Here is an 18,615-nt window from a genome sequence, read left to right as displayed (position 1 = left end):
AGACAGCAGGACTGGGTGGCTGGCGCGTGAGGCTAGGGACGAGACCGATGACCGCATCCACGCCGTCGCTCACCTCCACCCCCGAGGAACGCGAGTCGGATCGAACGGACGAGGTGTTGGCCCTCCTGGAGGACGACTACAGTCGTGCCATCCTCGAAGCGATCCACGCCGAACCCCGGTCGGCCCGCGACCTGGTCGAGGAGTGCGCCGCCTCCCGGGCCACCATCTACCGCCGACTCGACCGCCTCGACGACGCCGGTCTGGCGGAGTCGTGGCTCTCCTACGACGCGGACGGGCACCACCGAACCGTCTTCGAGGCGACCCTCGACGCCGTGACCGTCGGCCTCGACGCGGACGGCATCGGCGTGACGGTCGCCACCGACGACGCCGAGGGCCCCGCCGACGGCTCCGTCGCCGGGGACTGAAGGGGACCTTACCTTTATTCCGCCCGACGCGGCTTGTACGCACGTCCACATGTCACTGGATATCCCCGCTGCGATCGAAGACGGACTCTCCCGACTCCCGACGCGGGTGGCCGCCATCCTGTTCGTGGCCTATCTCGTCGTCGGCGTCCTGTCGACCGTCGCGTCCCAGACCGTCGGACTGGCGGTGATGGAACGGCTGCAGGCCATGCTCGACCCCGCCAACGCCCCACCCGGCGGCCCGGGCGCGATGTCGGGCGGCGCCTCTCCGCTGGCGCTCGACGTCGGACTGGCCGTCGCCGCCGTCCTCTTTCTGGCACAGATCGTCGTCGCGCAGGCGCTCGGCGTCGTCACCATCCGGACGTTCGTGAGTTCGGCGCGCCGGGAGTTCCCCGACTCCCTGTCCCGCCGGTTCGGCTGGGTCGTGGTGAACGCGCTCGTCGCCGGCTTCGTCGTCAACGTCCTGATATTCGTCGGTGGCATCTTCCTGATCATCCCGGGCATCTACCTCGCCGTCGCGCTCTACTTCGTCCAGTTCGAAGTGATCGTCGAGGACAAGAACGTCGTCGACGCCCTCCGCGACGGCTGGGCGCTGACCTCGGGCCGACGACTCCATGTGTTTCTCCTGTTGCTCGTCATCTTCGCCATCGGGCTGGCGAGTGCCGTCCCGGCGTACCTCCTCGGGATGGTGAACGCGCCGGCGCTCGCCGTCGTCGCGGTCAGCGTGGTGCTGGGCGCGGTGACGGGGCTCGTCGTCGCCGCCATCGGCTCCCGCGCGTACGTGCAGTTGAAACCCGACGGCTGGGCGCCGGCCGGCGAGGCCTCGCCGTTCGACTACTAGCGCGAGGTTTTTGACGACCGGCGCGTCAGTGTCACGCGTGCGCATCGAGAACAGTTTCATCCCGATCCGGGGGGTGGGCGAGACGACCGAGCGCCGCCTCTGGGAGGCGGGCATCACCCACTGGGAGGAGTTCGACGGCTCCGTCGTCGGCCCGAAGACGGCCGACCGCATCCACGAGTTCGTCGACGTGGCGACCGACCACCTCCGCCGCGGCGACGCCCGCTTTTTCGACGACTCCTTTCCCTCGGGCGAGCGCTGGCGCCTCTACGAGAACTTCCGCGACGACGCCCTCTTTTTCGACATCGAGACCACGGGCCTCGACGCCGACCGCGACGACGTGACGACGGTCAGTTGCTACCGCGACGGCGACGTCGAGACGTTCGTCCGCGGCGACGACCTGACCGCCGGCGCGCTCCGCGACCGGTTCGCGGACGCCCCCCTGCTCGTCTCGTTCAACGGCGCCCGCTTCGACGTCCCCTTCCTCGAGCGGTCGTTCGACCTCTCCATCGACGTCCCGCACCTCGATCTGCTGTACCCCTGTCGCCGCCTCGACCTGACCGGCGGCCTCAAACGCATCGAACGGGAGGTGGGCATCGACCGCGACCGGCCCGACGTCTCCGGCGAGGACGCCGTCCGCCTCTGGCGCGAGTACGAACGCGGCGACGACGCCGCCCTCGACACCCTCGTCTCGTACAACCGCGAGGACACCGAGAACCTCGAACGACTCGCCGACCACGTCACCACCCGCCTGCACGAGACCTGTCGTCCACCCGATGCGACGTTTTAGGCAAACCTAAACGTTCAAGTGGAGCGGGCTCCTGCACGCTGCCATGGGCGAGTACACCTTCGACGACGTGGCCGTCGTCATGGGGACGTACAACGAGGAGGCGGCGATCGGGAGCGTGCTGGCCGACATCGACCGCGTGACCGACGGACGGGCCGAGGTGGTCTGTGTCGACGGGTCGAGCGACCGGACGCCGGAGATCGCGCGGGGGATGGGCGCCCGCGTCGTCGAACAGGAGCCCCAGGGGTACGGCGTCGCCGTCCGCGAGGCGGTGCTGACGCCGGAGCGGCCGGTGGTCGTCACCACCGACTGCGACGACACCTACCCGATGGAGCGCCTGCCCGACTTCCTCGACCGGATCAACGAAGGGTACGACGTGGTGAGCGGCGACCGCATCACGCCCGGCGCGGAGACGATGCCCGCGCTGAACCGCCTCGGCAACCGCGCGTTCGCGGCGCTGGCGAGCCTGCTCCTCGGGCGTCGCCTCCACGACGTGACGACGGGGATGCGCGCCTACCGGCGTGACCTCCTCCACCGGATCGAGTGGACCGAAAACACGGGCCTCTCGGCGGAACTCCTGATGCGTCCGGTCGCGCGGGGGTACCGGGTGACGGAGGTGCCCATCGAGTACGACGAACGGGCGGGCGAGACGAAACTGGACCCCGTCCGGGGTGGCGCCGCCATCGCGAAGTCCATCCTGCGTGTCGGCTTCGCCGAGCGCTTCGACCGGGACGTCGAGCGGACCTCCGAGACGGTCGAACGCGCCGAGACCTACAGCAGCGATTGACAGTCATCGCACATCGGATCGCAGTACGGCGTCCGATCCGATGTGTGCACAGTTTCAATCGCTACGATGGCCGACGATGTCGCCGATCCGGCGCGGTTCGCCCGTCAGCGCCGGCTCCTTTTCGACCATCTTCAGCACCTCGTGGTCGGTCACGTCCGGGTAGGTCTTGCCGACGGCGTCCTCGATCAGCGCCTTCTCCAGTCGGAACTCGGTTCCCTCGTAGACGACGTCGACGCCGCTGTCGTCGAAGGAGAGCGCGGTCATATCGGTCGTAATCGGTGCGCCCTCAAAACCCTGCCTGTCCGTCCGACGGTCGTCTGACGGCCGTTTTAATAACAGCAGCGTCTATTCACGCGCGTGTCACTCGGGACGGACCCGCTCGATGCGCTGGAGATCCCCGACGGAACGACCGTCGAGGAACACGACCTCGTGACCGACGGCGACGTGATCGTCGGCGGGCAGAGCACCGTCGAGTTCGGCGTCCGCGGGCGGAACCTGGTCGCGGGCGAGCGCGTCCGCTTCGGCGGCGACATCGAGGCCGAGGGGGACTGCCGGCTCGACATGTGGTGTGACGTGGCCGGGAACGTCCTCGTCGGCGACGACGCCTACCTCGGCGAGCGCGTCCACGTCGGCGGCCAGCTGATGGTGTCGGGCGACCTCGACATCGGCGACGACGTGGAGATCGACGAGGGGTTCGAGGCCAACGGCTGGATCGTCATTCGGAACCCCGTCCCGACGCTCGTGTTCTACTTCATCGTCCTCTCGCAACTGCTCCGGGTGGGAGAGCAGGGCGCCGCCGAGGAGATCGCGGACGCGCTCTCGGGCGACGCCCCCGAGGACCCGCTCGTGATCCCGCGCGGGAGCGAGGTGTCCGACGACTCGTGGCAGGTCTCGACGCCCGCCCGGATCGGCGACGACTGCCGCCTCCACGGCAACGTCCGCGCGACGGAGATCGACGTGGGCGCCGACAACAACGTCTTCGGGAGCCTGCGCGCCCGCGGCGACGTGACCGTCGGCGAGGGCACCCGCATCCACGGCGACGTGACCACCCGCGGCGGGGCCGTGCGCTTGGACCCCGACGTGCGCGTCCTCGGCGACGTCTCCTGCAACGACCTCGAACTCCACGAGGACGCCGTCGTCGACGGGTCGATCCGCTCGCGCGGCGAGATGCGCATCGTCCGCGCCGAGGCGAGCCGCGAGGTGGAGTGAACCGCCCGTCGACGACTTCCCAAGCCTGATACGGCTCCGGCGTCCAGTCGGCACATGACCGAACCGGGGTCGGGTGCCGCCGTCGACGGCGACACCGGCGGATCGGCCGACGCCCGCCGGTACGCGGACCTCCGTGCCGACTTCGACGAACTCGGCCCCGGTCACCACGTCGCGCTGTTCTACGACTCGCTCGACGCCCAGCGGCGGGTCGCGGCCGCGTTCGTCGGGAGCGCGCTCGACCGATCCCGGCGGTGTCTCTACCTGACCGATCGCAACGACCCCGCGGACGTCAGGGCGGCGTTCCGGCGGGTCGGCATCGACGTGGCCGCCCGGGAGGACGCCGGCGACCTTCGGATCGCCCCCGCCGCCGAGGTGTACCTCGACGACGGCTTCGACGCCGACCGGATCGTCGACACGCTCGGGGCCGCCGCCGAGGCGAGCGTCGCCGACGGCTACGACGGGTTCGCCGCCGCGGGCGAGAACTCCTGGTCGTTCCGGACCGGGGCCGACTTCGACGAAATCGTCGAGTTCGAGGCCATGTTCGACGCCCACGACACCGACCACCCCGTGACGACGCTCTGTCAGTACGGCCTCGACGACTTCGACGAGAGGGCCGTCGCCAAGGCGCTTCGTACCCACGAGTACGTGGTCTACCGGGACACGCTCTGTCGCAACCCCTACTACCTGCCGCCGGAGCGGTACGCCGAGGCGTCCGACACGGGGCTGAACGCCACCCTGATGCTCGAACAGACCTACGGGCTCGCCCGGAGTCGGCAGGCGGTCGACCGCCACGAACAGCGCCTCGCCGTCGTCAACCGCATCCTCCGACACGACATTCGGAACGACCTCAACGTCGTCCTCGGCACGCTCTCGCGGGTGCGGGAGGGCGCGTCCCTCGACGAGGCGGAGCGAGCGCAACTCGACCGGGCCTACCGGGTGGCGAGTCGGCTGGTCGACCGGGCGGAGAAGGCCCGGTACGTCCAGCAGACCCTCGCCGACTCGGCGGTCGAGCGGTTCGACCTGCGGTCGGTGGTCGACGACGCCGTCGCGAGCGTTCGCGAGGAGCATCCGGCCGCGACCATCACCGTCGACGACGTCCCGGCGGTGTCCGTCTTCGCCGACGGCCACCTGGAGGTCGCGCTCGTCGAACTGCTCACCAACGCCGTGATCCACGGCACCGCCGACCCGCCGTCCGTGACGCTCGTCACGTCCCGCGACGCCGACACCGTGACCGTCGACGTCGTCAACCCCGGGCCGCCGGTCCCGGAGTCGGACCGGACGGCGCTGGAGCGCGGCCTCGAAACCACGCTCGAACACGCCGGCGGCCTCGGCCTCTGGCTGGTGAAGTGGATCGTCGACAACTCCCGGGGGCGACTCCACTTCCCCGACGCCGACCCCGAGGAGTGCCACATCGCCGTCGACCTCCGGGTCGTCGACTGACCGAAAGTAAGTTGCCGCCGACACGCCACCGTCCGGTATGCTCTCTCTCGCACTCGCGGGCAAGCCCAACGCGGGCAAGTCCACGTTCTACAAGGCGGCCACGCGCGCGGACGTGGACGTGGGGAACTACCCCTTCACGACCATCGACGCCAACCGCGGGGTGACCCACGCACGCACCGACTGCCCCTGTCTCGCACGCGACGAGCGCTGTGGCAACGAGCGCTGTCACGACGGCAAGCGATACGTCCCCGTCGAACTCCTGGACGTGGCCGGACTCGTCCCCGGCGCCCACGAGGGGAAGGGACTGGGCAACCAGTTCCTCGACGAACTCACGAACGCCGACGCCATCCTGAACGTCGTCGACGCCTCCGGCGGGACGAACGCCGAGGGCGAACCGGTCGAAGTCGGCACGTACGACCCCGTCGAGGAGGTCGACTTCGTCGAGCGCGAGATGGACCGGTGGCTCGCGGGCATCGTCGCCCGCAACTGGGAGGGCGTCGAGCGCAAGTCCCGCTCCCCCGACTTCGACGTCGACGAGGCCCTGACCGACATGCTCACCGGGTTCGGCGCGACGGTGGCCGACGTGGCCGCCAGCCTCCGGTCCCTCGAGTACCCCGAGGACCCGATCCAGTGGACCGACGAGGACCGCGCCGCCCTCGCCCGCGAGATTCGCGCCCGCACCAAACCCCTCCTGATCGTCGCCAACAAGGCCGACGTGGCGCCCGCCGAACATCTCGACCGCCTCCGCGACACCGACAAGCCCGTGATTCCGACGACGGCGGACGGCGAACTCGCGTTGCGCTCCGCGGCGGAGGCGGGCGTCGTCGACTACGACCCCGGCGACCCCGAGTTCACGGTCACGGGCGACGTGACCGACACGCAGCGCGAGGGACTGGAGCGCATCCGCGAGGTGATGACCGAGTACGGCGGCACCGGCGTCCAGGCCGCCGTCGACGCCGCCGTCTACGACCTGCTCGACCGGATCACCGTCTTCCCGGTGCAAAACGAGTCGAAGTGGACCGACGGCGCCGGGAACGTGCTTCCGGACGCCGTCCTCCTGCCGCGGGGGGCGACGCCCCCCGACCTGGCGTACGCCATCCACACCGACATCGGCGAGGGCTACCTCCACGCCGTTGACGCGCGCTCGAACCGTCGGATCGGCGAGGACCACGAACTCGACGAGGGGGACGTCATCAAAATCGTCAGCACCGCGAAGTAACGGTTCGGTGGGGGAGTCGGACGGTCGGTCGTGTCACACCATGTCGGGGTCCTCTCCGGCCCACTCGCTCGTCCGTCCGACTTCGGTCGGAGGCCCTGCGCTCCTTGAGGCCGGAGGCTCCACCTCGAAAACCTGAGGGGGAGGGGGATAGCCCGAGTCGCCAGCGGGCAGTCAACTTACGACGCGTGGATAGTTTAACGTAGTGTTTTCACCACCCTCGCGAGTTTATTCGAGTTCCTTCACGGCGCGTCGACCGTCCCGGGCCGGGCGAGCCGACGTGTGAGCCACCGCCGGCAGTCGCGCCCGCGGTCCCAGCGCGACGGAGCGGATGGGACGATCACGCCACTCCACCACGTATTAGTGGAGATACGTCGTATGACTCTCCGAATAGTAGGACGAATAGAAATAAGTCCCGGGGGCGACACGTACGGTACGTGAACGCACGCTCAGCATCGGCCGTCGATCCGTCCGTCCCCGGGCGGGCGGCGGAGTGAGTCGCCGATGGGCGACGCTCGGACGGTCGGGTTCGGCATCGAATCGCTCCGCGAGGCGTACGCCGCCGGGACGCGTACGCCGACCGACGTCGTCGACGAACACCTCTCGCGGGCCGCGGCCGGCCCGGACGAGGTCTGGATCCACCGGCTCGACGGGGACACCCTGCGCGAGCGGGCCGCAGCGCTCGAAGCGGCGGCGGGCGACGGCATCGACTGGGAACGACGGCCCCTCTACGGGATCCCGTTCGCGGTCAAGGACAACGTCGACCACGCCGGGTCGCCGACGACCGCGGCGTGTCCGGCCTACGAGTACTCGCCCGACGACCACGCGACGGTCGTCGAACGGCTGCTCGACGCCGGGGCGATACTGGTCGGCAAGACCAACCTCGACCAGTTCGCGACCGGGCTGGTCGGGACGCGCAGTCCGTACGGCGCCCCCCCGAACGCCGTCGACCCCGAATACATCTCCGGCGGGTCGAGTTCCGGATCGGGCGTCGCCGTCGCCCTCGGGCAGGTCGCCTTCGCGCTCGGAACCGACACCGCGGGTTCGGGGCGTGTTCCGGCCGCACTGAACGGTATCGTCGGCCTCAAGCCGTCGCGCGGGATGCTGAGCACCGAGGGCGTGGTCCCGGCGTGCAAGAGCCTCGACTGCGTCTCGATCTTCGCCACGACGTGTCGGGACGCGCTGGCGGTCGAGCGCGCGGCCGCCGGGTTCGACCCGGCCGACGAGTACTCGCGGCGGCAGGCCGACGAGGTGACGCTGACGCCGACGTTAGTGCCGGACGACGTCGTCGTCGGCGTCCCCGAATCCGAGCAACTGTCGTTCTTCGGCGACGAGGAGGCGGCGGCGTGTTTCGAGGAGACGGTCGAGTGGTTCGATCGCCTCTGGACGACCCGGCCGGTCGATATCACGCCCTTTTTGGAGGCCGGGAAGCTCCTGTACCAGGGGCCCTGGGTCGCCGAGCGGCTCGCCGCCATCCAGGACGTTCTCGCGACCGATCCCGACGCTCTCCTGCCGATCACCCGGGAGATCATCACTCGCGGCCGCGAGTTCTCCGCGGTCGACGCCTACACCGCCGAGTACGAACTGCGTCGGCTGGAGCGAGCGGCGACCGACCGGCTCGAGGGCCTGACCGCCGTCCTCACGCCGACGACGGGGACGACGTACACCCACGACGAGGTCGACGACGCGCCGATCGAGCGAAACAGCACGCTCGGCCACTACACCAACTTCGTGAACCTGCTCGACCTCTCGGCCGTCGCCGTCCCCGGAGGTCGCCGGCCCTCCGGGCTCCCCTTCGGGGTGACGCTGTTCGCCGACGCGTTCGAGGACGCCCTGCTCGCGAGCATCGCGGACGCGTACTGCACGGAACGAAACGTCGCGCTCGGCGCGCTCGGGGATCGGTACGACGAGCGCTCGGAGCCGGCCGACCCGTGACGGGCCTCCCGGTGCGACGCTCAGTACCCGCTAACGGTCCCGTCCTTGCGTGGGTCGGTCCCGCCGGACAGCACCCCGCCGTCGTTTCTCGCGATCTGACCCCCGCCGAAGTGCCCGACTGGGGCGTCTTCGAAGACGGTCGGCGGGAGGACGCGGACGTCGTGTCCCCGCCTGAAGAGCCCGGAGACGATTTCCGCGTCCATCCGGGACTCGACCGTCACCTCCCCGTTCGCCAGGTACCGCCAGCGCGGCGCGTCGACGGCGGCCTGCAGCGACATGTCGTAATCGACGAGGTTCGAGACGACCTGTAGGTGCCCCTGCGGTTGCATGGCTGCACCCATGACGCCGAACGCCGCCCAGTCGTCCGGCCCGAAGCGGGCCAGTCCCGGAATGAGCGTGTGGAACGGCGTCTTCCGGGGCTCTAAGCGGTTCGGGTCGTCGGGATCGAGGGAGAACGCCGCCCCGCGGCTGTGTAACATCACTCCGGTGTCACCGGCCGCGATCCCGCTGCCGAACGCGTCGAACAGGGAGTTGATGAACGAGACGACGTTCCCGTCGCCGTCGGCGACCGTCAACAGGACGGTGTCGGAGGCGTCCGGAACCCCGGGCGTCGGATCCCGTGTGGCCGTGGCGGTGATCTCGCTTGCTCGCTGGCTGGCGTGCGCTTTCGAGTGAAGTTGCGGCACGTCCGCGTGATTCGGATCCGCGATGTACCGATGGCCGTCCTCGAACGCGAGTTTCATCGCCTCCACGCCGTAGTGGACGCGCTCGACCGAGTCGTGAGCGTACTCCCGGAGGCCGAGTTCGTCGGCGATGTTGAGCGCCTCGAGCGCGATCGCCCCCTGGTTGGCCGGCGGGAGTTCGAACACCTCTACCCCGCCGTAGGTCGTGCTCACCGGGTCGACGAATTCGGCGTCGTACGCCGCGAGGTCAGCCCGGGAGAGCAAGCCGCCCCTCGCCCGGACGGTCTCGACGATGGCGTCGGCGATGTCGCCCTCGTAGAACGCGTCCGCGCCGCGGTCGGCGATGCGTTCGAGCGTCTCTCCGAGTGCGGGCAGCGTGACGACCTCGCCCGGCCGCGGCGCCCGCCCGTCGATCGAATACTCCTCGCGAGCCCCCTCGTTCGCGAGGCGGTCGTGGCCGTACGCCCACAGATTCGAGATGACCTCGGAGACCGGGTAGCCGTTCGTGGCGTAGTCGATCGCGGGACGCAGGGCCTCGCCCAGCGACCCCCTCCCGAACTCGTCGAGGAGCGCCTCGAACCCCCGAAGGGCGCCCGGGACCGTGACCGCGTGGGCGCCGCTCTGTGGCATCGTCTCCCGGCCCGTTTCCTCCCGCATCGCCTCGATGGACGCCGCCGCGGGCGCGACGCCGCTCGCGGCCATCGCACCGACGTCGCCGTCCGCGGTCCGGTAGAGCGCGAAGGCGTCGCCGCCGATGCCCGTACTGGGCGGTTCGACCACGTTGAGCGCGGCGGCGGTCGCCACCGCGGCGTCGAACGCGTTTCCCCCGCCTCGCAGTACCGACACGCCCGCCTCGGCGGCGAGCGGTTGGCTGGTCGCGACGATCCCGTTTCGAGCGTGGACGACCGACCGGCGCGACTCGAAGCGGTCGATGTCGACCTCCGCCCCCGAGGGCGCTCCCGTGTCCTGCATACTGTTCGGAAATACGCCCATATAGAAAATGGTTACCCAAATATATGGGAATTTACTGCTGATATTGACACTATATCCGGAGTTAGTTATTCGTGATGGATGTTCGACGCGGCCATCGGCGGCTCGCGCCGACGGCGGAGTCGATCGGGTGGTCACGGGGCCGTTCGGCGAGCGATACCGGCCGTCGCTCACGGGGCCGCCGCGATCGCTTCGATCTCGACGTCGATGCCTCCCCACAGCCCGGTAACGCCGACGACGCTTCGCGCCGGATAGTCGTCGAAGAACTCGCCGTAGGCCTCGTTTACGCGGCTCCACATCTGGGGATCGACGACGTAGACGGTGGTCTTCAGGACATCGTCCATCCCGAGTCCTTCGGCATCGAGCACCCGATCGAGGTTCGTGAGACACTGTCTGGTCTGTTCTTCGATCGACGCGTCCCGTAGGACCTCTCCGTCGGCCGTCTCGGGCACCTGGCCGGCGGTGAACACCAGATCGCCGTCGGTCGTCGCCAAACTGAAGTTGCCCACTGGTCCCGGAGCGCCGTCCACATCGACAGTTCGTTTCATCTTCGACGAGAGATTCGCGACATAATACAACAATTTTTCCCTTTGATGGTTTTAAGAAAACTAATGGTCGGTAATTTTGGAATCTGCTGGACGAACAGGAACTGATAGTTTTCGGCGGTCGCCCGTCTCCTCAGAGGATCGGCAGGTGGTCGACACCGATGGCCGTCTGGTCGAGGAGTACCCTCCGCCGGGCCAGCGAGAGGCCGCCGTCGTCGGCGCGGAGCGTCGAGTGGCGTTCGGCCGAGAGAACCGTCGGGTCGCGTGCGTCGCGGTCGTGGCGGACGACCAGCAGGTAGTCGGTCGCGGTCGCGAGTTCCCCGTCCGGTTCGACGAGGACGTTCGAGACGAAGCGACGGATTCGAGACGGCGGATTCGCCGACCAGGCGTACTCGTTTTCCAGTCTGTCGATCCGGACCTCGAGAGACTCCCGGTCGTCGTCGAAGTGCCACGACTCGGAACTGAACTCGGACCGCGTGTTCTTCTCCTGTGTGGTGTGTGTCGGCACCCGGTACGTCACCTCCTCGGCGAGAAACTCGTCGACCCACCGTCGGTAGCGCCGCCGGTCGAGCGTGCGGGCCTCGCGGTAGAGGAACTCCCGGACCGGGGTGCGGATCGAGTGCGTCCCGTCGGTCACCGTTCGTCGGCCTCCTCGGGGCGGCCACGCGACCCCGATCCGGACATCATCTCGGCCCACCCGCTGTAGACGGTGTGGCCCGCCATATCGGAGGAGGGGGCGGCGTCGACCTCGCCCGGCCACTCACTCTCGTTCAGTCGGTCCGCGTACTCGGCGTCGTCGATCATCCCGAGGTGTTGGAAGTTGTTCCGATACGTCTCGAGGTCGTGTTTTCTGGCCGTGATCGATTCGGCGGCGTCGGGGATGCTCCGCCAGACGGCGTAGTCGTCGGGTTCGAAGTTCCCGGAAGGGGAGAACGTCGCGTGCATCGCCCTGTAGGCCTCCTCCCGGTACTCGTCCGAGACCCCCGTCGGAACGAGGATCCAGTTCCAGATCTCGGTCGTGTTCGGGCCGATGGGACGCCACTTGCGAACGCTCATGGCGGACCTGAACTCCTCGCCGTTCCGGGTCGCGTCCATCGTGAGAAAGGAGAAGTTCGGGAAGAGGTTCCCGACGAACTTCTGGGCCACCTCGAGGAAGGCCCGCTGCTCGTCGTCGAGCCCGCTGGCGTCGATCACGTCCGCGGGGAAGTCGAGCAACTCGTCCGGTGGCCCGGTGATGAAGTCGGCGCCGTGTTTCCCCTCGCACGCGACGAGGCGGGACATCCCTCCCGAGAAGGTCTCGTGGAGGCTCTCCTCCTGGCCGAATCCGTACGCCTCGGTCAGTACGGAGTGGTGCGTCGAGGGATGGTGGTACGTGTCGCCGGCGAAGTTCTCCGCACCGAGTTTCCAGTTCGTGTCGAGTTCGTAGCGGTGTGGGTCGCCCACCACCTCCCAGCCGTCCGTGGCTATGTCGAAGTTCACGTCGAGATACCACTCGAAATCGCCGATCCACTCGTCGAACGGGTCCGTCCCCGCGTCGAGGCAGGCGAAGTAAAACCCCGCATACGAGTCCACCTGTGGCGGTTCGAAGAGGTCGACGTCCTCCTCCTCCAGGTCGAAGCAGTCCTCCCGGAACGTCTCCTTGAACGGGACGCCGGTCAGCGAGCCGTCGTTCGAGAACGTCCACCCGTGATAGGGACACCGAAAGTGCGAGGTGTTACCCTTCTCAGATCTGCAGACCTCGGTCCCCCGGTGGCGGCAACTATTGAACAACACCCGGATCGTTCCCCCCTCGTCCCGGACGAAGATGTACGGATCCGTCCCGATGTAGCGGAGTCGATAGTCGCCGGGTTCGGGAATCTCCGACGCGTGGCCCACGAACACCCAGGACCGACCGAAGATCCGTTCGAGTTCGAGTTCCCAGACGTCTCGGTGGCTGAACACGAACGCGGGCACCTTCGCGTCGGACTCGATGGCTCGACAGGCCGCTTCGACGCGCCCGTCGACGTCGCCGACGTTCGACGGCGAGTTCGATCCACTCATGATATTGTCGAACGTTCATGCTAATCGGGTATAACCTTGAATACAATAGCTATATTCGCAGATAACTCAATATTTATAAGATAGTACGGAGAGATAGACGATGAATGAGGAGTTCTTTCAGGGACGTCCGGAACTTCCTCGCCGGAGCGAACGCGCCGGTCGACGAGGCGGACACCGCCGTTCGCTGGAAGACAGCGGATAACCGAACGGACAGTAACCATGGACACCGACGAGAGATCGACGATACGATTCCGGCAGACGGTGGCGTTGGAGAAGGCGTACACGCCGAACGGGAACCGACTCCGGGTCGGTTCCCCCTCGCTCGACGAGGCGGTGTGTCTCGACGCCGTCCAACTCGAATCCCTGACGTGGCAGGAGCGATCGGACCTCCTCGGGTTCGTGGACCGGAGCGAACTCGTCGCCGACGTCGACGCCGACGCCGTTCGGACCCACTGGCGCGGCCTCGGTGAGGGCACCCCCGAAGGACGGGCCGACGTCGCCACGATCACGAACGAATACGCCGAGTCACACGTGCGGAGCGTCTCCCTCGGAGACGCCCGGTGTTGCGAGATCGTCGCGCCGAAGATGGGGTACGGGATTCGACTCACCCCCGCGGAACTCCTCGCCGTCGCGGAGCGGGGACACGGCGTCTTTCGGCAGTTCCTGCGAACCCCGTTCGGTCCCCGTTCGGTCTACAGGTGACTCCGCCGGGGCCGATCCCGCGGCGGGAGTCCCCGCCGACCCGCCCGAGCCGCCGGTTCTCGGCCCTCACCATGTCCTTATATTCTTGCCGAGTTTCTAGGAATATCCTGAATTCTAGTGAAAACTACTAAGTATAGGTGAGATATGCTGGATGTATGTCCAAGATAAGCAGGGACAGGCGCAAGTTCTTGAAAGTAGCCGGCACCGTCGGCGGCGCGACCATCGTGGCGGGCTGTACGGGTGGCGGCGGCGGCGGAGAGAGTACGGATTCCGGTGGCGGCACGACGGGAACGGCGAGTTCCTCCGGCGGCACGTCGTCCGGCGGGGACGACATCCTCATCGGATACGGTGGCGGGCTCACGGGCAAGTGGGACTACCTCGAAGACTCGATGGGGCCGCTCCTGAACATGGCCATCGAGGAGGTGAACGCGGCGGGTGGACCGCTCGACCGGACGCTGACGCTGTCCCGACGGGACACCCAGGTCCAGGTGAATCGGGCGCGGCAGGTACTCCAGCAACACATCAACACCGACGACGCGAACGTGTTGATGGGCTACAACAGTACGGTTCTGGTTCCGCTGTGGGACTTCCTCCAGGAGCAGGAGGTGCCGCTCGTCACCCCGTGGATGGGGTCGACGTACAAGGACACCCGCGGCGGCGACAACGGCACGCCGGAGGACCTGAGCGACGACGAGTGGGTGTGGCGGTCGATGGTCAGCGACTCCATCTCCACCGCGACGGGCGCGATATCGGCCGCGGATCGCGGCGTCGAGAACTTCGCGGTCCTCAACGGGACCAGCGCCGGTGAGCGCGCGTGGTCCGACGCCTACATCGCGTCGACCAAGCCGATCGATCAACTGGAGATGGTCAACCGCGTCGAGGTCGAGGAGGGGAAATCGACCTACCAGTCCGAACTCAGCCGACTGTTCCAGAGCGACATCGACATGTGGGTGTTGGCGATCGGTCTCCAGGACGCACAGACGATCATCCGCGAGTGGGAGCAGGGTGGGTACGGCGTGCCCGTCACGCTCGAAAACGCGCTCCAGCAGGAGCAGTTGCTGGAACAGATCAAGAACTCGGTCGGGGAGGTGTCGGCCGAGATGTGGATGTTCTCGGGCAATCCCACCGGGCCGGTCCGGGAACGCGTTCGGGAGAGCTACACCGAGTACACCGACCAGGACATGATCCCCTGGAACTACGCCGGGTACGACGCCGTGATGTCCACCGCGCTCGCCATCGAGCGGGCCGGCTCAGCCGAACCGGACGCGATCCAGCGCAACCTCGGGCCGGTGACCCGACCCGGCGACGACAAGGTCACCGTCACCTCGTTCGCCGAGGGGAAAGAGGAGCTGGCGGCGGGCAACGACATCAACTACGACGGGGCGCTGTCAAAGTTCGACTACTCGGACAAGGGGAACGTGTTCGCTCCGGGGCAGACCTACGAGGTGGACGTGCCGAACACGTCGTTCAACGCGGCCGAAACCATCTCCGAGGAGGAGGTCCGGAGCATCCTCACCGACCAGGCGTACCAGGACGCCATCCAGGGTTGATCACCGGGAAAGAATGGTCTCACTGGCACAAGTCCTGATATTCAGCGCGGAGTTCGGCTCGTTCGTCGCCATCGCGGCGATCAGCTTCAGCATCGTCTACCGCGTCGTCGGCATGATCAACTTCGCTCACGGCGAGTGGCTGACGATGGGGGCGTACATCGGCGTGTTGACGGTGCAGGCCCTCGGCGGGAACGCCCTGCTCGCCTTGCCCGTCGTCGTCCTCCTGTCGGGGGTCGGCGGGTACGGGCTGGCACGCGGGTTCTATCGACCGCTGCGACGCTCGGGTGCGGGGCCGATCATGCTGATGCTCGGCTCGATCGCGGTCGGCTACATCCTCCGGGCCGGGTTTCGGATCGTCTTCAGCAGCGAACCGAAGACGGTCGTCATCCCGACCGACGTCTACCGGTTCGACGTCCTCGGCGGGTTCTTCGTCAACACGACGCAGCTGTTCGTCATCGGAATGGCGGTGATCGTCTTCACGGTCGTCCACCTGATGTTCAAGCGGACGAACGTCGGCATCGCCATGCGGGCGACCGGGAGCGACGAGGATCTGGCCGAGGTCTGCGGGATCGACACCAGTCACATCCGCCGGAACACGTGGCTGTCGATGTCGGGGCTCGCCGGGCTCGCCGGGTTCCTGATCGGCGTCAGTACGAACGTGTACCCGCTTCTGGGCTACCAGTATCTCCTGCTGTTGATCGCGGCGGCGATCCTGGGCGGGATCGGTAGCGCCTACGGGGCGATCGCGGGGGCGTACGTCATCGGTCTCGCGGTGACGTTCACGACCAGTTACCTGCCGACGGCCGTCTCGACGCTCGGTACCGCGGTCGCGTTCGTGCTGCTCATCCTGGTGTTGCTCGTGCGGCCGAGCGGGATCGCCGACGTGGAGGCGGCGACATGAGCTACCTGTCGGACACCGTCGACCAGTCGGAGTGGCTGCAGCGCGTCCTCTCGCCGGTCCCCGTCAGCGTCGGGCTGATCGTCTTCGGCGTCGCCCTCCTCTCGGCGCAGGTGGGGATCGGCTATCCGAACTTCATGATCGCCGCGCTCGACCTCGCGGTGCTGGGTCTGACCTACGGGCTCGTCGTCCTGGGGCTCAACCTCCAGGTCGGGCACACCGGCCTCATCAACTTCGGGCCACACCTGTACTACGCCATCGGAGCGTACACGACGGCCATGGTCGCCTCGGAGTCCACGATCGCCGGCGTCGCCCTGGGACTTCCGGTGCCCGTCGGCGTCGTACTCGGCGTGGTCCTCTCGATGGTCGCCGGGCTGTTCATCGGGGCGACGTCGCTCCAGTTGCGCACGGACTACCTCGCGATCGTCACCCTCGCGTCCGCCGAGATCATGGTCCGGGTGATAAACGGGATCCAGTTCGTGTTCGGCGGCCAGACCGGGATCCTCAACGTTCCCCAGCCCATCCACGAGGCGGCGGTGAACTACAAGAGCGAACTCCTCGTGACGCTGTTGATCCTCGGGGGGGTTCTGCTGCTCGCCTACGCGGCGGTCGACCGGCTGACCAGTTCGCCGTACGGGCGCGTGTTGCGGGCGATCCGCGCCGACGAGGAGGCGGCCCAGTCGCTCGGCAAGGCCGTCCCCCGATACAAGCTCTGGGTGTTCATCTACGGCTCCGCGTTGATGGGGCTCGCGGGGACCATCGTCCCCCTGTACAACGGCTCGATGGCCCCGACGTTCACGACCATCCAGATGACGGTCACGGTCTGGATCGGGATGCTCGTCGGCGGCGCCGCCAACAACCGGGCGGTCATCGGCGGCATCGGCATCATCATCGGCCTGCGTCTGGTCACCCGCTATCTCCAGCAGTACTCGCCCGTCGGCGGCGGCGTCTTCGCGCCCCTCCGACTCGTCCTCATCGGGGCGGTCCTCTGGGCGGTCATCTACTACCGACCCCAGGGGATCTGGGGCGACCCGGACAAACTCGGGGAGGTGTTCACCCGCAAATGACGTTCTTCGAGGTGTCGGACCTCCGGAAGGAGTTCGGGGGTCTCAGCGCGCTCGACGGCGTCTCGTTCACGGTGTACAAAAACGACATGATCGGCCTCATCGGACCCAACGGGGCCGGGAAGTCGACGCTGTTCAACTGCATCACCGGCTACCTGGAGCCGACGAGCGGCGCGGTCACGTTCAAGCGAACCAACGTGACGGGCGAGGATCCGGACGAACTCGCCCGGCGGGGGCTGGTCCGGACGTTCCAGATCCCGCGGGTCTTCCCGACGATGACGGTCCTCGAGAACGTGAAGGTCGCCGCACAGGGGCATCCGGGAGAACGCGTGTACGCGGGCATGGTCGGGACGGACGACTCCCTGGAGTTCGAGGCCGAGACGACCGACCGAGCCCTCGAACTCGTCGACCAGTTCAACCTGAAGCGGGTCGTCGACGAGTACGGCGCCAACATCTCCGGGGGACAGCGAAAGCTCCTCGACCTCTGTCGGGCGCTGATGGTCGACCCCGACCTCCTGTTGCTCGACGAACCGTTCGCGGGCGTCCAGGAGGAACTGGTCAAGGAGATCACGGCCCAGATCCGACGACTCAACGACAACGGCGTCACCGTGATCGTCATCGAACACGGGATCGAGACGCTGGTCGACCTCGTCGACCGCATGATCGTTCTGGACAACGGCGCGGTGCTGGCCGACGGCGACCCCGGGGCCGTCGTCAACGACCGGGAGGTCCTCGAAACGTACATCGGCGACGTCGACGAGGCGGCCGTGGGAGGCGAGCAATGACGCTCCTCTCGGTCTCGTCGCTGGACGCCGGCTACGGGGACCTACAGATCCTCTCGGACGTCGAGCTGTCGGTCGAGGAGGGTGGGTACGTCGCGACCTTCGGACCCAACGGCGCGGGGAAGAGCACGCTGATCAAGTCGATCATCGGACAGACGACGATCATGGACGGCGAGGTCTCGCTCAGGGACCAGCCGATCCACACGCGCCCCACCGACGAGATGGTCGAACTGGGAATCGGCTACGTCCCGCAGAACGACAACCTGTTCCCGGAGCTGACGGTCCTCGAGAACCTGCGCATGGGGGCCTACACGCTCGAGGAACTCCCCCAGTCACAACTGGACGACATCTACGCGCGATTCCCGCGGCTGGAGGAGCGGAAACACCAGCAGGCGGGGACGATGAGCGGCGGCGAACAGCAGATGCTCGCCATCGCGCGGGCGCTCGTTCCCGATCCGGACATCCTCATCCTCGACGAACCCACCGCCGGCCTCCAGCCGTCCCTCATCCCGGAGCTGTTCGACGAGATCGATTCGATTCACGACGACGGGACCGCCATCCTCATCAACGAGCAAAACGTCGGCACGCTGCTCGAACGGGCGGACTACGGCTACCTCCTCGCCGAGGGCAAGGTGAGCGAGCGGGGGCCGACCGAGCAACTGCTGGCGAACGACGAACTCAGGCGGAGCTACCTGGTCGGCGGATAGCGACTCCGCCCCTCCCTCGG

19 protein-coding genes are annotated in these 18,615 nt (G+C 67.6%); 14 read left to right on the top strand and 5 right to left on the bottom strand.

Annotated elements, in window-relative coordinates:
- Positions 1-47: 47 nt before the first annotated feature.
- The 4 genes from NBT67_RS05235 to NBT67_RS05220 are packed head-to-tail and all read left to right on the top strand — an operon-like array spanning position 48 to position 2,834.
- Complete coding sequence (locus NBT67_RS05235; RefSeq protein WP_251343749.1) at positions 48-425, top strand: ArsR/SmtB family transcription factor; 378 nt, start codon at positions 48-50, stop codon at positions 423-425.
- 49 nt (positions 426-474) lie between these two features.
- Positions 475-1,263: a DUF7847 domain-containing protein gene (locus tag NBT67_RS05230; RefSeq protein WP_251343748.1), complete on the top strand. Its 789-nt coding sequence runs from the start codon at positions 475-477 to the stop codon at positions 1,261-1,263.
- 37 nt (positions 1,264-1,300) lie between these two features.
- On the top strand, positions 1,301-2,050 hold the full coding sequence (locus tag NBT67_RS05225) for a ribonuclease H-like domain-containing protein (RefSeq protein WP_251343747.1): 750 nt from the start codon (positions 1,301-1,303) through the stop codon (positions 2,048-2,050).
- A 43-nt stretch (positions 2,051-2,093) separates the two neighbouring features.
- Positions 2,094-2,834 (top strand): dolichyl-phosphate hexose transferase, encoded by a 741-nt coding sequence (locus tag NBT67_RS05220; RefSeq protein WP_251343746.1) that lies wholly within the window; start codon positions 2,094-2,096, stop codon positions 2,832-2,834.
- A gap of 54 nt (positions 2,835-2,888) precedes the next feature.
- Here the strand turns inward: NBT67_RS05220 and NBT67_RS05215 are convergent, their stop codons facing one another.
- Positions 2,889-3,098 (bottom strand): DUF5800 family protein, encoded by a 210-nt coding sequence (locus NBT67_RS05215; RefSeq protein WP_251343745.1) that lies wholly within the window; start codon positions 3,096-3,098, stop codon positions 2,889-2,891.
- Positions 3,099-3,191: 93 nt separating this feature from the next.
- On the opposite strand from NBT67_RS05215, the gene NBT67_RS05210 reads away from it, so the two are divergent.
- From NBT67_RS05210 to atzF, 4 genes are all read left to right on the top strand, one after another.
- On the top strand, positions 3,192-4,043 hold the full coding sequence (locus NBT67_RS05210; protein ID WP_251343744.1) for a polymer-forming cytoskeletal protein: 852 nt from the start codon (positions 3,192-3,194) through the stop codon (positions 4,041-4,043).
- A 54-nt stretch (positions 4,044-4,097) separates the two neighbouring features.
- Positions 4,098-5,483 carry an MEDS domain-containing protein gene (locus NBT67_RS05205; RefSeq protein WP_251343743.1) on the top strand — a complete coding sequence of 462 codons (1,386 nt, stop codon included), beginning with the start codon at positions 4,098-4,100 and terminating at the stop codon, positions 5,481-5,483.
- Between the two features lie 37 nt (positions 5,484-5,520).
- The gene (locus NBT67_RS05200) at positions 5,521-6,702 is read left to right on the top strand and encodes a redox-regulated ATPase YchF (RefSeq protein ID WP_251343742.1); all 1,182 of its coding nucleotides are present in this window, start codon (positions 5,521-5,523) and stop codon (positions 6,700-6,702) included.
- Positions 6,703-7,203: 501 nt separating this feature from the next.
- Positions 7,204-8,634: an allophanate hydrolase gene (atzF, locus tag NBT67_RS05195; protein WP_251343741.1), complete on the top strand. Its 1,431-nt coding sequence runs from the start codon at positions 7,204-7,206 to the stop codon at positions 8,632-8,634.
- A 20-nt stretch (positions 8,635-8,654) separates the two neighbouring features.
- Here atzF and ggt read toward each other — a convergent pair whose 3' ends face one another.
- From ggt to NBT67_RS05175, 4 genes are all read right to left on the bottom strand, one after another.
- The gene (gene ggt, locus NBT67_RS05190; RefSeq protein WP_251343740.1) at positions 8,655-10,289 is read right to left on the bottom strand and encodes a gamma-glutamyltransferase; all 1,635 of its coding nucleotides are present in this window, start codon (positions 10,287-10,289) and stop codon (positions 8,655-8,657) included.
- Positions 10,290-10,477: 188 nt separating this feature from the next.
- Positions 10,478-10,855, bottom strand: coding sequence for a RidA family protein (locus NBT67_RS05185; protein WP_251343739.1), 378 nt, complete (start codon positions 10,853-10,855; stop codon positions 10,478-10,480).
- A 130-nt stretch (positions 10,856-10,985) separates the two neighbouring features.
- A complete protein-coding gene (locus tag NBT67_RS05180) occupies positions 10,986-11,489 on the bottom strand; it encodes an aromatic-ring-hydroxylating dioxygenase subunit beta (RefSeq protein WP_251343738.1) in 504 nt (167 codons plus the stop codon).
- Complete coding sequence (locus tag NBT67_RS05175; protein ID WP_251343737.1) at positions 11,486-12,892, bottom strand: aromatic ring-hydroxylating oxygenase subunit alpha; 1,407 nt, start codon at positions 12,890-12,892, stop codon at positions 11,486-11,488. Before NBT67_RS05175 ends, NBT67_RS05180 begins: the two co-directional genes overlap by 4 nt.
- Positions 12,893-13,111: 219 nt before the next feature.
- Here NBT67_RS05175 and NBT67_RS05170 point away from each other — a divergent pair, with 219 nt between their 5' ends.
- The 6 genes from NBT67_RS05170 (at position 13,112) to NBT67_RS05145 (ending at position 18,595) form a co-directional block, all read left to right on the top strand.
- Positions 13,112-13,594 carry a hypothetical protein gene (locus tag NBT67_RS05170; RefSeq protein ID WP_251343736.1) on the top strand — a complete coding sequence of 161 codons (483 nt, stop codon included), beginning with the start codon at positions 13,112-13,114 and terminating at the stop codon, positions 13,592-13,594.
- A gap of 155 nt (positions 13,595-13,749) precedes the next feature.
- Entirely contained in the window at positions 13,750-15,144 is a 1,395-nt protein-coding gene (locus NBT67_RS05165) for an ABC transporter substrate-binding protein (protein WP_251343735.1), read from the top strand.
- A gap of 13 nt (positions 15,145-15,157) precedes the next feature.
- On the top strand, positions 15,158-16,045 hold the full coding sequence (locus NBT67_RS05160) for a branched-chain amino acid ABC transporter permease (RefSeq protein WP_251343734.1): 888 nt from the start codon (positions 15,158-15,160) through the stop codon (positions 16,043-16,045).
- Positions 16,042-17,109, top strand: coding sequence for a branched-chain amino acid ABC transporter permease (locus tag NBT67_RS05155; RefSeq protein WP_251343733.1), 1,068 nt, complete (start codon positions 16,042-16,044; stop codon positions 17,107-17,109). Before NBT67_RS05160 ends, NBT67_RS05155 begins: the two co-directional genes overlap by 4 nt.
- On the top strand, positions 17,106-17,891 hold the full coding sequence (locus NBT67_RS05150; protein ID WP_251343732.1) for an ABC transporter ATP-binding protein: 786 nt from the start codon (positions 17,106-17,108) through the stop codon (positions 17,889-17,891). The genes NBT67_RS05155 and NBT67_RS05150 overlap by 4 nt, the downstream gene beginning before the upstream one ends.
- Positions 17,888-18,595 (top strand): ABC transporter ATP-binding protein, encoded by a 708-nt coding sequence (locus tag NBT67_RS05145; protein ID WP_251343731.1) that lies wholly within the window; start codon positions 17,888-17,890, stop codon positions 18,593-18,595. The genes NBT67_RS05150 and NBT67_RS05145 overlap by 4 nt, the downstream gene beginning before the upstream one ends.
- Positions 18,596-18,615 lie beyond the last annotated feature (20 nt).

Origin of the sequence: Haloplanus sp. GDY1 (genome assembly GCF_023703775.1) — an archaeon.
GTDB lineage: Archaea > Halobacteriota > Halobacteria > Halobacteriales > Haloferacaceae > Haloplanus > Haloplanus halophilus.
Note: the sequence above shows the minus strand (reverse complement) of the source record. Positions and strands in the feature narration are given on the sequence as shown.

Coding starts and splice junctions, on each gene's coding strand:
- NBT67_RS05235 (WP_251343749.1), top strand. CDS start 48: ATGACCGCATCCACGCCGTCGCTCACCTCCACCCCCGAGGAACGCGAG.
- NBT67_RS05230 (WP_251343748.1), top strand. CDS start 475: ATGTCACTGGATATCCCCGCTGCGATCGAAGACGGACTCTCCCGACTC.
- NBT67_RS05220 (WP_251343746.1), top strand. CDS start 2,094: ATGGGCGAGTACACCTTCGACGACGTGGCCGTCGTCATGGGGACGTAC.
- NBT67_RS05215 (WP_251343745.1), bottom strand. CDS start 3,098: ATGACCGCGCTCTCCTTCGACGACAGCGGCGTCGACGTCGTCTACGAG.
- NBT67_RS05205 (WP_251343743.1), top strand. CDS start 4,098: ATGACCGAACCGGGGTCGGGTGCCGCCGTCGACGGCGACACCGGCGGA.
- NBT67_RS05200 (WP_251343742.1), top strand. CDS start 5,521: ATGCTCTCTCTCGCACTCGCGGGCAAGCCCAACGCGGGCAAGTCCACG.
- atzF (WP_251343741.1), top strand. CDS start 7,204: ATGGGCGACGCTCGGACGGTCGGGTTCGGCATCGAATCGCTCCGCGAG.
- ggt (WP_251343740.1), bottom strand. CDS start 10,289: ATGCAGGACACGGGAGCGCCCTCGGGGGCGGAGGTCGACATCGACCGC.
- NBT67_RS05185 (WP_251343739.1), bottom strand. CDS start 10,855: ATGAAACGAACTGTCGATGTGGACGGCGCTCCGGGACCAGTGGGCAAC.
- NBT67_RS05175 (WP_251343737.1), bottom strand. CDS start 12,892: ATGAGTGGATCGAACTCGCCGTCGAACGTCGGCGACGTCGACGGGCGC.
- NBT67_RS05170 (WP_251343736.1), top strand. CDS start 13,112: ATGGACACCGACGAGAGATCGACGATACGATTCCGGCAGACGGTGGCG.
- NBT67_RS05165 (WP_251343735.1), top strand. CDS start 13,750: ATGTCCAAGATAAGCAGGGACAGGCGCAAGTTCTTGAAAGTAGCCGGC.
- NBT67_RS05160 (WP_251343734.1), top strand. CDS start 15,158: ATGGTCTCACTGGCACAAGTCCTGATATTCAGCGCGGAGTTCGGCTCG.
- NBT67_RS05155 (WP_251343733.1), top strand. CDS start 16,042: ATGAGCTACCTGTCGGACACCGTCGACCAGTCGGAGTGGCTGCAGCGC.
- NBT67_RS05150 (WP_251343732.1), top strand. CDS start 17,106: ATGACGTTCTTCGAGGTGTCGGACCTCCGGAAGGAGTTCGGGGGTCTC.
- NBT67_RS05145 (WP_251343731.1), top strand. CDS start 17,888: ATGACGCTCCTCTCGGTCTCGTCGCTGGACGCCGGCTACGGGGACCTA.